We start from the raw sequence: 10,971 nt of genomic DNA on the forward strand, positions 1-10,971 counted from the left end.
ATGCATAGCGATAAGATAAAAGACGAACTGCTTCAATGTTTGGTGATCTTTACCAAACTTCACAATAACCCATATAGTGCCGATGCTTTGACTATCGGTCTGCCTGTAAAAGATGGCGAAGAGATCGAGCTTTTTTCACTAAAGAGCTCGAAGTCTTTATTTTCTCGTGCAGCTTCACGTGCTGGCTTTGCATCGACGCTTGTCAGAAAAGACCTTGATCAAATTTCGCCTTTAGTTTTGCCTTGCATCTTGATGCTTAGAGGCAAAAAAGCTTGCATCTTGCAATCTTTCAGCGAAGACAAAAAGATGGCAAACATCATCACGCCTGACCTTTCAACTGGCACTAGCACGATAGAAACAAGTAAGCTAAAAGATGAGTATCTAGGCTATGCTTACTACCTAAAACGTGAATTTGTCCCAGAAGATACAAGCTCGACAAAGCTTATCGACGCTGGTAATGACCACTGGTTTTGGGGCACTTTAAAGCGCTCTAAGAAAATTTACTTTGATGTCGTGATAGCAAGCTTTATCATAAACTTATTTGTCCTTGCAAGTCCGCTCTTTACGATGAACGTCTATGACCGCGTTGTGCCAAATAATGCAGTTGAGACACTTTGGGTTCTAGCGCTTGGCGTGAGCGTCGTTTATGGCATTGATCTATTTTTAAAATTTGTTCGTTCATATTTTCTTGAGATCGCAGGTAAGAAGAGCGATATCATTATGAGCTCTATCCTGTTTGAGCGCGTCATGGATATGAAGTTTAGCAATAAGCCAAAGTCAGTTGGTTCATTTGCTAGTAATTTAAAAGAATTTGACACAGTTAGAAATTTCTTCTCATCTGCGTCGCTTGCTGCCATTGTGGATCTACCATTTGCGTTAATCTTTTTGATAGTTACCTACTTCATAGGAAGCTACCTTGTGCTTGTGCCTATCGTCATCATGATAGCTATTTTGTGCTACACATTTTTTATAAAAGATCCACTTCAAAACGCGATCAAAAGCACATTTGAAGCTTCAGCTATGAAAAATGGAATTTTGATAGAGAGTCTTAGCAGCTTGGAGACCATTAAAACTCTTGGTGCTAGCGGTCACGTGCAGTGGAACTGGGAAGAGGCGACTGGCGAGATAGCAAACAGAAGCATCAAATCAAAAATAATCACTACTTCAATCACAACTGTGACTTCATTTTTGGTGCAGCTAAACACTATCGCTATTATCGTTCTTGGCGTTTATATGATACAAGATACGCACCTTACAATGGGTGGTTTGATCGCTGCTGTTATGCTTAGCTCTCGTGCGATCGCTCCTATGGGTCAAGTAGCCTCACTAGCTGCAAATTTTGAGCAGACAAAGACAGCTTATCAAAGCCTTAGCAAGATCATGCAGATGCCAGTTGAAAGGCCTGAGGGCAAGAAATTTGTTAGAAGAAATTCTTTTGACGGTAAGATAGAGTTTAAAAACGTTAGCTTTACATACCCAGATACTACAAAAGGCTCTCTTGATAGGATAAATTTTGTCATTCAGCCAGGTGAGAAAGTAGGCATCATCGGTAGAAATGGCTCTGGTAAGACAACCTTACAAAAGATAATCCTAGGTCTTTACGCACCGACTGAAGGCTCAGTGCTAATCGATGGTATAGATATCAACCAGATAGACCCAGCTGATCTTAGAAGAAATATCGGCTACGTGCCACAAGATGTTGTGCTATTTAAAGGAACAGTTAGGGAAAATATCGTTCAAAAAGCTCCTTATGTCGATGATATGCAGATCATTAAGGCGGCTAAGGTAAGTGGCGTCGATGAATATGTCAATGCTCACCCGCTTGGTTTTGATATGCCAGTATTTGAAAGAGGTGATGGCATTAGCGGCGGTCAGCGTCAAAGTATAGCTGTGGCTAGGGCATTTTTGCTTGATAGTCCTATCATCTTACTTGACGAGCCTACAAATTCACTAGACAATACAGTTGAGAGCAAGCTAAAAGCAAATTTAAAGGTAAATACCGTAAATAAAACTATGATTTTAGTAACTCACAGAACATCGATGCTCGATCTTGTTGATAGGCTCATAGTGATGGATAACGGCAAAATTTTACTAGATGGTCCAAGAGACGAAGTTTTAGCTAGACTTAGTGGGAAGTGATTATGCAAGAAGATATAAAAAATCAACAAAATGAAAATTTAAAGCCAGACGAAAAGCCAGTTCAAAAAAGCGACATAAAAGATCAAGAGAGCGCTGGAGATCAAATTTTAAATAGCGTAGATGGCATCAAGTCAAACATCCAAGCAAAAAACTACGATGCTTATGACTTGAAATTTATGTCAAGCCTCTCAGAAGCAGTTTTGGCAAAAGCTCCATCAACCTCAAAAAAGATACTTTATGCAGTTAGTATAACTGTATTTTGGCTACTTTTGTGGGCTTCATGGGCACAGATAGATGAGATAACAAGAGGTAGCGGCAAGATCATCCCATCAGGCAAAAACCAAGCGATACAAAACCTTGAGGGCGGTATCGTGGATCAAATTTTTGTAAAAGAGGGCGATGAGGTTAAAAAAGATCAGATCTTAATCAGGCTTGATAACAAAAACTTTACAAGTAGCTATGGCGAGTCAAAGCTAAGACTTGATGAGCTTCAGGCTAAATTTATGAGGCTTGATGCTGAAGCAAATGATAAAGAATTTGACTATAACGAAACAAGAGATGCGAACAATAGCAAGGCCGTAAGATACGAGATAAGCTTGCATAACTCAAACATCGATCACTTAAATGAGCAAATAGGAATTCTAACAGAGCAGATCCATCAACGCCAAAGTGAGCTAAATGAGCTTAGAAATAAAATTTCTCAAACTCAAAATAGCTACAACCTTGTTTTAAAAGAGAAAGCGATCATGGAGCCTATCTTTAAAAAAGGTCTTGTTAGTGAGGTCGAGTATATCCAACTTCAAAGACGTGTAAATGACCTAAAGGGCGAGCTTGACGCATCTGTGCTTGCTGTACCAAGGGTCGAATCAACCATAAAAGAGGCAAAAAATAAGATAGAAGAGGCAAAGCTGGCATTTAAAAACAATGCAAAAAAAGAGCTAAATGAAGTCTCTGCTGAGATCGCAAGGATAAACGAGTCGCAAATCAGCCTAAGCGACAGGGTTGAAAGAACTTATGTAAGATCTCCGGTAAATGGTATCGTTAGTAAGATGATGGTGCATACTGTCTCAGGCGTTATCAAGCCTGGTGAAAATATCGCAGAGATCGTCCCACTAGAAGATAAGCTCATCGCAGAGGTAAAGGTTAAGCCAGCTGACGTTGCATTTTTAAGACCTGGGCTTGATACGATGGTTAAATTTACGGCGTATGATTTTAGTATTTATGGCGGTTTAAAAGGCAAAGTAACGCAGATCAGTGCCGATACTGAGACAAATGAAAAAACAGGCGAGAGCTACTATCTAGTCAGGATAGAAACTGAGAAAAACTATCTTGGTAGTGAAGAGAAGCCACTTAGGATAAAGGTTGGTATGATAGTTTCAGCTGATATCATCACTGGTAAAAAGACGATACTTGACTATCTGTTAAAACCTATCTTAAAAGCAAAACAAAACGCTTTAACGGAGCGATAATGCAAAAGTCAGCTAGCTTTGAGCGAAATTTTAGCGAATATCAAATTTCAAGAGCAAAGTTGGCTGAGGAATTTGTCATTGTAAATGATGGCAAAATATGCGATCTAATCGGAAGAGAGGTCGTCAAATTTCTCTTTAAAGACTGTGAAAAAAGCTTTGATGAGATGATAAATTTAAAAAAAGAAGAGCACATCAGCTTAGCTGGGCTAAAGATAGAAGATGAGCTAGTAAGCAGCATCAAGATATCAATTAACGGCTACGATGAAAGCAGCGATAGCTTGGACTTTGATCTAAATTTACTATCTCTTAGCGTGCCATATAGATACGCTATATCAAATGGTTGTTTTGAGATGAGTATCTTTTTAAAAGAAGACAAAGAAGTGGTTGAGAAATTTTTATCCACTTTTAGTTATAAATTTGAGGCAAATAGTGGCAAGGAGCGCCACGTGATCGTTTTCGTAAATGAGTCAAAAATTTACGAGCAAACCTATATGTGATATAAGGAAATATGGTTATGAATGTGGTTTTTTTTACTCAAAATGGTTCGCTTAATAATCTTTGGCGAGGGTATTTTTCAGATGATGATGTGAAATTTACTCATAATAAAAAGGATTTTTTTGCAAATTTAAACGACGAGGTTGATATCGTCGGTATCGACACAAATGCTTTTAAAGATAGCCTTGATGAAAATATTAAAACCATTCATGAAAGTTTTCCAAATATAAAATGTCTAATCCTTGCAAACGAACCAAAATTTAGTGAAGGCAAACATCTGCTGGCTCTTGGTGTCAAAGGATATGCAAACTCACACATGAGAAAAACACACTTTGAAGATGCCTTTGAGACGATTTTAAATGGCAAAGTTTGGCTTTATCCAGAATTTATCCAAGCGATGATCGGAGAACTAACTGGCTCATATATAAATAATGAAAGTGAAACTTTAGAGAAAAAGTCTGATCTAAGCGAGCTTAGCTCACGCGAAAAAGAGATCGCAAACTTAATCTATCAAGGTCTAACAAATAATGAAATTTCAGAGCAAACAGGCATTACTTTAAGGACGGTAAAGGCGCACACTACGTCGATTTACAGCAAGCTAAATGTGAAAGATAGAATAGGTCTTGTGCTTTTGATGAAGCAGCTGCATGCGTAAAATTTTGCTTCTTTTCTTTTTTGTCTCTTCACTTTTTGCAAATAATTTTGAAATTTCTCCAAAAAATATATCTCAGTGCAAAAATCAAATTTGCAAAAATATCCTAAATCACTATGCAAATTTTATGAAAAAAATAGAACACGAAAGCTTTATCAGAAAGCTAGAGCTCATAAATTCATATCTAAATTCTTTGATGCCAAGATATGATGATTTTTACAATACAAATGTAGATGTGTGGAGTACTAGGGGCGAGTTTTTAAGGCGAGGTGGCGGAGACTGCGAAGAGTACGCGATATCAAAGCGCGATAGCCTAAAAGATCTTGGCGTGGATAATCAAAAATGCCTTCTAGTAGTTCAGGAAAAAAATACAAAAAAATATCATATGGTGCTAGCTGTTTGGGAAAATTTAAACAAAGAGCCTTTGATACTGGATAATCTAAGCTTTAGAGTTTTGCCGCTTTCGAAGCGCTACGACTTAGTGCCAGAGTATTGCTTGATGGATGGGAAATATTTTAAGATAAAAAAAGATGGCATAAATTTAGAGCCTATAAATATAAGAATGCAAACTTACGAAAATTTGATAAAAAAGGAAAAAGAAGAGAAATTTTGGAAGAATTAATCTTCCAAGTCAATGTCTATTTTTTCAACATTTGTTGTAATATCTTTAGTATTTTTCTCAATGTTGTGTTTATTTTTCTCGATTAGTGATCTGTTTTGACCTATAAGGTCTCTATTTTCTTTTATACCATCACTGTTTTGCTCGATCATTTTGCTTAGCGTCGCTATCTTTTTTTCATAGCGGATCATTAAGAAATAGATCACGTAAATTAGAAGTAATACTACTGCCCAAGGTAAAAATTGCATATTAAATCCTTTATAAATTTTCGTAATTATAGAAATTTTAGCTTTTAAAAAAAATAAAACTATGAAAATATGAAATTTTATATATAAAATTTATCTTTGATTCTTGGAAAAATTGGCTCAGATTAGTGGGTTGTTTTTAAATTTTGTTATAAATTTTATAAATTTTTGATTGCAAAAAAATAGATAAAATATTTTTCAAAATCTCCTTGACTTTTATTTTATTTTGGGCTATAATTGCCACTTCACAAAACAGGTGCTGGTGTAGCTCAGTTGGTAGAGCTACTGCCTTGTAAGCAGTGGGTCGGCGGTTCAAGTCCGTTCACCAGCTCCATTTTGTAACAGTGTTTGACCAGAAAATACCAAAATAACTTATTAATGTTTAAGGTGAGATACTCAAGCGGCCAACGAGGGCAGACTGTAAATCTGCTGACTATGTCTTCCGTGGTTCGAATCCACGTCTCACCACCATTGTTATGCGGGAGTAGCTCAGTTGGCTAGAGCATCAGCCTTCCAAGCTGAGGGTCGCGGGTTCGAACCCCGTTTCCCGCTCCAAAATTTGGGAAAGTAAACTGGGAGCTGTATCTAGATTTTACTAAACACAGTTATTCCATCTTTATTTTCATGAATTTTTAGTTGTTTGTATGTTGATTAAAATCATCTCAGCCAAGCGTTTTTCGCTCATATGGCTCAGAGGTAGAGCACTTCCTTGGTAAGGAAGAGGTCGCGGGTTCAAGTCCCGCTATGAGCTCCACTGGTTTATATGATTTTATATTACTATACGAATTTGAATTAGATAAAGACACATATCATAACGGAGGAAAAGATGGCTAAAGAAAAATTTTCACGCAACAAGCCACACGTAAACATAGGCACTATCGGTCACGTTGACCATGGTAAAACTACTTTAACAGCTGCAATATCTGCTGTTCTTTCACGCAAAGGTCTTGCTGAGCTAAAAGATTATGATAATATTGATAATGCTCCAGAAGAGAAAGAGCGTGGTATTACAATTGCTACTTCACACATTGAGTATGAGACAGAAAAACGTCACTATGCTCACGTTGACTGCCCAGGTCACGCTGACTATGTAAAAAACATGATTACAGGTGCTGCTCAAATGGATGGCGCTATTCTAGTTGTTTCTGCAGCAGACGGCCCAATGCCACAAACAAGAGAGCACATCTTGCTATCTCGCCAAGTTGGTGTTCCTTATATCGTTGTTTTCATGAACAAAGCAGATATGGTTGATGACGCTGAGTTACTTGAACTAGTTGAAATGGAAATTCGCGAACTACTTAACGAGTACAACTTTCCAGGTGATGATACTCCAATAGTTTCTGGTTCAGCACTTAAAGCTCTAGAAGAGGCAAAAGCTGGACAAGATGGCGAATGGTCAGCAAAAATTATGGAACTAATGGATGCAGTTGATAGCTATATCCCAACTCCAGTTCGTGCTACAGATAAAGATCTTCTTATGCCAATCGAAGATGTTTTCTCAATTTCAGGTCGTGGTACAGTTGTAACAGGTAGAATTGAGAAAGGTGTTGTAAAAGTTGGCGACACAATAGAAATCGTTGGTATCAAACCTACGCAAACAACAACAGTTACTGGTGTTGAGATGTTTAGAAAAGAGATGGATCAAGGTGAAGCTGGCGATAATGTTGGTGTTCTTCTTCGTGGTACTAAAAAAGAAGACGTTGAACGTGGTATGGTTCTTTGTAAACCTAAATCAATTACTCCTCACACAAAATTTGAGGGCGAGGTTTATATTCTAACTAAAGAAGAGGGCGGTCGCCATACTCCTTTCTTTAACAACTATAGACCACAATTCTACGTAAGAACAACTGACGTTACTGGTTCTATTACATTGCCAGAAGGCACAGAGATGGTTATGCCAGGTGATAACGTAAGAATTTCTGTTGAGCTTATCGCTCCAGTTGCACTAGAAGAAGGTACTCGTTTTGCTATCCGTGAAGGTGGTAGAACTGTTGGTTCAGGTGTTGTTTCAAAAATACTTGGTTAATTTATAAAATTATGCCAAAGGGGAAACCCTTTGGCTTTCTATAAGGAATATATATGAGAATTAAAATCGGTTTAAAATGCTCTGAGTGTGGTGATATCAATTATACTACTACAAAAAACAGCAAAACCACTACAGATAAGGTTGAGCTCAAAAAATATTGCCCAAGATTAAAAAAACATACTGTTCATAAAGAAGTTAAGTTAAAAAGCTAATTAAGAATAAGTAGCTATTAGGGCAATAGCTCCAACGGTAGAGCGCTGGATTCCAAATCCAATGGTTGGGGGTTCGAATCCCTCTTGCCCTGCCACAATTAAGGTTAAGATTATGGAAAAATTTATAAATTATATAAAGCTATCTAAATTGGAAATAATGAAAGTTATCTTTCCTACTAAAGAACAAATTAGAAATGCTTTTATTGCAGTTTTTATCGTGGTCGCTGTTGTTTCACTTTTTTTAGCTCTTGTTGATGTTATTATGTCCTTTGTTCTTTCTAAAGTTATATAGGATAAGGAAAAATAATGTCTCATAAATGGTATGCTATACAAACTTACGCTGGTAGCGAAATGGCAGTAAAAAGAGGAATTGAAAATTTAGTTAGAGATCACGGTATTGAAGATCAACTAAAAGAAGTTATAGTTCCTACAGAAGACGTAATAGAGATAAAAAATGGTAAGCAAAAAATTAATGAAAGAACTCTTTATCCTGGATATGCTTTTGCATGTTTAGATCTTGATACAGCTCTTTGGCATAAGATTCAGTCTTTGCCAAAGGTTGGACGTTTTATTGGTGAGGCTAAAAAGCCTACACCATTGACTGAAAAAGATATAAATACTATCTTGGAGAAAGTTCAAAAAAGAGCGGCACCAAAACCTAAAATATTTTTTGAGGATGGTGAAAGCGTTCGCATAACAGAAGGTCCTTTTGCTAACTTTACAGGTATCGTTGAAGAATACGATATGATACATGGCAAGCTTAGACTTAATGTTTCTATTTTTGGTAGAAGTACCCCTGTTGATATTTTGTATTCACAAGTTGAGAAGATAATTTAAGGAGCAAGAAATGGCTAAAAAAGTTATAGGTGAAATAAAATTACAAATTGCCGCAACAAAAGCAAATCCTAGCCCGCCAGTTGGTCCAGCATTAGGACAAAAAGGCGTTAATATTATGGAATTTTGTAAAGCCTTTAATGAAAAAACAAAAGATATGGTTGGATTTAATATCCCGGTCGTTATAACAGTTTATGCTGATAAAAGTTTTACATTTATCACAAAGCAACCACCTGCTACAGACCTTATTAAAAAGGCTGCAGGTATAACAAAAGGAACAGATAATCCTTTAAAAAATAAGGTAGGTAAATTGACAAAAGCTCAAGTTTTAGAAATTGTTGAGAAAAAACTTGTTGATTTAAATACAAATGATAAAGAGCAAGCAGCTAAGATCATCGCTGGTTCAGCTCGTTCAATGGGTGTCGAAGTAATAGACTAAAACCTCTACCGTCAGGTTGATTTTCAAAAGACGGAAGCAATTTATATGCGGAGAAATTTATGGGAAAAACTAGTAAGAGATTTCAAGAATTGCTCAAAAAAGTAGAGCAAGATAAAATTTATAACCTTAGCGAGGCTATTGATACAGTTAAAACTCTAGCTTCTGCTAAATTTAATGAGACAGTTGAGATTGCGTTAAAATTAAACGTTGATCCAAGACATGCAGATCAAATGGTTCGTGGTTCTGTTGTTTTACCAGCTGGTACAGGCAAAGTTGTAAGAGTTGCTGTTATAGCAAAAGACGCTAAAGCTGATGAGGCAAAAGCTGCTGGTGCTGACATAGTTGGTGCTGATGATCTAGTTGAGGATATCCAAAAAGGTATAATGAACTTTGATGTTCTTATAGCTACTCCAAATTTAATGGGTCTTGTAGGTAAAGTTGGTAGAATTTTAGGACCTAAAGGGTTAATGCCAAATCCAAAAACTGGAACAGTTACAATGGATGTTGCACAAGCTGTTAATAATGCAAAAAGTGGTCAGGTAAATTTCCGTGTTGATAAGCAAGGAAATATACATGCAGGTCTTGGTAAGGTTAATTTTACTAAAGAGCAATTAAATGAAAATATTTCAACATTTATTAAAGCTATTAATAAACATAAACCTGCGACTGCAAAAGGTAGATATGTAAAAAATGCTTCATTGTCTTTAACAATGAGCCCTTCTGTAACTCTTGATACTCAAGAAGTTATGGACTTAAAATAAGAATTTAGAGAAATTTATATCTTAGATTGGAGATAGCCGAGGCCATTGGGCTTAATTGATTCGACCCGCTCTGCTTGAAATTACCGGTCGGAAAGGAGAAAAAGTGACACGTAACGAAAAAACTGAAGTTGTTGCAAAATTAGAGAGTGAATTTAAAACTGCTGAAGCTATTGTAGTTTGTGACTATCGTGGTCTTTCAGTTAAAAAACTTGAAGTTTTAAGAAATTCTGCTAAAGAACAAAATGTAAAAGTTCAAGTTATTAAAAATACTCTTGCAAATATTGCTCTTAAAAATTCTGATAAAGTCGGAATGGAACTCAAAGATACAAATATCTATCTTTGGAGCGAAGATCAATTAGCAGTAACTAAAGTAGCCGCAAAATTTGAAGAGTCAAATTCTGATCTTTTCAAAATTAAAACAGCTTATATTGATGGCGAAGTTGCAAGCGTTGATAAAGTTAAAGCTCTATCTAAAATGCCTAGCCGTGATGAGCTTATTGCGATGCTTTTGCAAGTTTGGAATGCGCCAATTCAAAATTTCACAATTGGTTTGAATGCGCTTAAAGAGAAAAAAGAACAATCAGCTTAATTAAATTAAATAATAATAAGGATTAAAAATGGCAATTACAAAAGAAGACGTATTAGAGTTTATATCTAATCTTTCTGTACTTGAACTTAGCGAACTTGTAAAAGAGTTTGAAGAGAAATTTGGTGTTAGCGCAGCTCCTGTAATGGTAGCTGGTGGTGCAGTTGCTGCTGGTGGTGCAGCTGCTGCTGAAGAAAAAACAGAATTTAACATCGTTCTTGTTGATTCTGGTGATAAGAAAATCAACGTTATTAAGGTTGTTAGAGCACTTACAGGTCTTGGTCTTAAAGAGGCTAAAGACGCAGTTGAAGGAACTCCATCTGTTCTTAAAGAAGGCGTTAGCAAAGACGAAGCTGAAGCAGCTAAAAAAGAGCTTGAAGAGGCTGGTGCTAAGGTTGAACTTAAATAATTTTTTATTATTTAGGCTTAATATTTCAAGAGAGAGCAGAGGCTCTCTCTTTTTTAAATTTTAGATGCCTTGTTAAAAGGCTATA

The 10,971-nt window shown here is 36.5% G+C and carries 14 protein-coding genes and 5 tRNA genes; 18 read left to right on the top strand and 1 reads right to left on the bottom strand.

Features of this window, described 5'->3' with window-relative positions; translation table 11 throughout:
* Genes B9N65_RS09345 through B9N65_RS09365 form a run of 5 tightly spaced genes read left to right on the top strand, consistent with a single transcriptional unit; the run spans nt 1 to nt 5,377 of the window.
* Nucleotides 1–2,139 carry a type I secretion system permease/ATPase gene (locus tag B9N65_RS09345; RefSeq protein WP_021085509.1) on the top strand — a complete coding sequence of 713 codons (2,139 nt, stop codon included), beginning with the start codon at nt 1–3 and terminating at the stop codon, nt 2,137–2,139.
* Between the two features lie 2 nt (nt 2,140–2,141).
* A complete protein-coding gene (locus B9N65_RS09350) occupies nt 2,142–3,608 on the top strand; it encodes an HlyD family type I secretion periplasmic adaptor subunit (protein WP_021085491.1) in 1,467 nt (488 codons plus the stop codon).
* A complete protein-coding gene (locus tag B9N65_RS09355; RefSeq protein WP_087583689.1) occupies nt 3,608–4,105 on the top strand; it encodes a DUF5416 family protein in 498 nt (165 codons plus the stop codon). The genes B9N65_RS09350 and B9N65_RS09355 overlap by 1 nt, the downstream gene beginning before the upstream one ends.
* A gap of 17 nt (nt 4,106–4,122) precedes the next feature.
* Nucleotides 4,123–4,758 (top strand): response regulator transcription factor, encoded by a 636-nt coding sequence (locus tag B9N65_RS09360; RefSeq protein WP_021085439.1) that lies wholly within the window; start codon nt 4,123–4,125, stop codon nt 4,756–4,758.
* Nucleotides 4,751–5,377, top strand: a complete 627-nt coding sequence (locus B9N65_RS09365; protein WP_087583690.1) for a transglutaminase-like cysteine peptidase — start codon at nt 4,751–4,753, stop codon at nt 5,375–5,377. Before B9N65_RS09360 ends, B9N65_RS09365 begins: the two co-directional genes overlap by 8 nt.
* Here the strand turns inward: B9N65_RS09365 and B9N65_RS09370 are convergent.
* Nucleotides 5,374–5,622 (bottom strand): flagellar biosynthesis protein, encoded by a 249-nt coding sequence (locus tag B9N65_RS09370; protein WP_087583691.1) that lies wholly within the window; start codon nt 5,620–5,622, stop codon nt 5,374–5,376. The genes B9N65_RS09365 and B9N65_RS09370 overlap by 4 nt on opposite strands.
* Nucleotides 5,623–5,877: 255 nt before the next feature.
* Between B9N65_RS09370 and B9N65_RS09375 the strand changes: the two genes are divergently transcribed.
* The 13 genes from B9N65_RS09375 (at nt 5,878) to rplL (ending at nt 10,886) form a co-directional block, all read left to right on the top strand.
* Nucleotides 5,878–5,953, top strand: a tRNA-Thr gene (locus tag B9N65_RS09375).
* A 52-nt stretch (nt 5,954–6,005) separates the two neighbouring features.
* Nucleotides 6,006–6,090: transfer RNA gene (locus B9N65_RS09380), tRNA-Tyr, on the top strand.
* Nucleotides 6,091–6,097: 7 nt separating this feature from the next.
* Nucleotides 6,098–6,174 (top strand) — tRNA-Gly (locus B9N65_RS09385).
* A gap of 124 nt (nt 6,175–6,298) precedes the next feature.
* Nucleotides 6,299–6,373: transfer RNA gene (locus B9N65_RS09390), tRNA-Thr, on the top strand.
* Nucleotides 6,374–6,445: 72 nt separating this feature from the next.
* A complete protein-coding gene (tuf, locus tag B9N65_RS09395) occupies nt 6,446–7,645 on the top strand; it encodes an elongation factor Tu (protein ID WP_002941132.1) in 1,200 nt (399 codons plus the stop codon).
* Between the two features lie 53 nt (nt 7,646–7,698).
* Entirely contained in the window at nt 7,699–7,857 is a 159-nt protein-coding gene (gene rpmG, locus B9N65_RS09400) for a 50S ribosomal protein L33 (protein WP_002941157.1), read from the top strand.
* Between the two features lie 19 nt (nt 7,858–7,876).
* Nucleotides 7,877–7,952 (top strand) — tRNA-Trp (locus B9N65_RS09405).
* A 17-nt stretch (nt 7,953–7,969) separates the two neighbouring features.
* Nucleotides 7,970–8,149 (top strand): preprotein translocase subunit SecE, encoded by a 180-nt coding sequence (gene secE, locus B9N65_RS09410; protein WP_002941070.1) that lies wholly within the window; start codon nt 7,970–7,972, stop codon nt 8,147–8,149.
* An 11-nt stretch (nt 8,150–8,160) separates the two neighbouring features.
* Nucleotides 8,161–8,694, top strand: coding sequence for a transcription termination/antitermination protein NusG (gene nusG, locus B9N65_RS09415; protein ID WP_180385147.1), 534 nt, complete (start codon nt 8,161–8,163; stop codon nt 8,692–8,694).
* A 10-nt stretch (nt 8,695–8,704) separates the two neighbouring features.
* Nucleotides 8,705–9,130, top strand: a complete 426-nt coding sequence (rplK, locus tag B9N65_RS09420) for a 50S ribosomal protein L11 (protein ID WP_021092996.1) — start codon at nt 8,705–8,707, stop codon at nt 9,128–9,130.
* A gap of 59 nt (nt 9,131–9,189) precedes the next feature.
* Complete coding sequence (gene rplA / locus B9N65_RS09425) at nt 9,190–9,891, top strand: 50S ribosomal protein L1 (RefSeq protein WP_002941167.1); 702 nt, start codon at nt 9,190–9,192, stop codon at nt 9,889–9,891.
* 103 nt (nt 9,892–9,994) lie between these two features.
* Nucleotides 9,995–10,480: a 50S ribosomal protein L10 gene (gene rplJ, locus B9N65_RS09430; protein ID WP_009294520.1), complete on the top strand. Its 486-nt coding sequence runs from the start codon at nt 9,995–9,997 to the stop codon at nt 10,478–10,480.
* A gap of 28 nt (nt 10,481–10,508) precedes the next feature.
* Nucleotides 10,509–10,886 (top strand): 50S ribosomal protein L7/L12, encoded by a 378-nt coding sequence (gene rplL / locus B9N65_RS09435; protein WP_012001504.1) that lies wholly within the window; start codon nt 10,509–10,511, stop codon nt 10,884–10,886.
* Nucleotides 10,887–10,971: the final 85 nt, after the last annotated feature.

Origin of the sequence: Campylobacter concisus (assembly GCF_002165815.1) — a bacterium.
Classification (GTDB): Bacteria; Campylobacterota; Campylobacteria; order Campylobacterales; family Campylobacteraceae; genus Campylobacter_A; species Campylobacter_A concisus_BH.

Bases quoted from the DNA above. Each gene is read 5' to 3' on its own strand.
- B9N65_RS09345 (WP_021085509.1), top strand. From the start codon at position 1: ATGCATAGCGATAAGATAAAAGACGAACTGCTTCAATGTTTGGTGATC.
- B9N65_RS09350 (WP_021085491.1), top strand. From the start codon at position 2,142: ATGCAAGAAGATATAAAAAATCAACAAAATGAAAATTTAAAGCCAGAC.
- B9N65_RS09355 (WP_087583689.1), top strand. From the start codon at position 3,608: ATGCAAAAGTCAGCTAGCTTTGAGCGAAATTTTAGCGAATATCAAATT.
- B9N65_RS09360 (WP_021085439.1), top strand. From the start codon at position 4,123: ATGAATGTGGTTTTTTTTACTCAAAATGGTTCGCTTAATAATCTTTGG.
- B9N65_RS09365 (WP_087583690.1), top strand. From the start codon at position 4,751: ATGCGTAAAATTTTGCTTCTTTTCTTTTTTGTCTCTTCACTTTTTGCA.
- B9N65_RS09370 (WP_087583691.1), bottom strand. From the start codon at position 5,622: ATGCAATTTTTACCTTGGGCAGTAGTATTACTTCTAATTTACGTGATC.
- tuf (WP_002941132.1), top strand. From the start codon at position 6,446: ATGGCTAAAGAAAAATTTTCACGCAACAAGCCACACGTAAACATAGGC.
- rpmG (WP_002941157.1), top strand. From the start codon at position 7,699: ATGAGAATTAAAATCGGTTTAAAATGCTCTGAGTGTGGTGATATCAAT.
- secE (WP_002941070.1), top strand. From the start codon at position 7,970: ATGGAAAAATTTATAAATTATATAAAGCTATCTAAATTGGAAATAATG.
- rplK (WP_021092996.1), top strand. From the start codon at position 8,705: ATGGCTAAAAAAGTTATAGGTGAAATAAAATTACAAATTGCCGCAACA.
- rplA (WP_002941167.1), top strand. From the start codon at position 9,190: ATGGGAAAAACTAGTAAGAGATTTCAAGAATTGCTCAAAAAAGTAGAG.
- rplL (WP_012001504.1), top strand. From the start codon at position 10,509: ATGGCAATTACAAAAGAAGACGTATTAGAGTTTATATCTAATCTTTCT.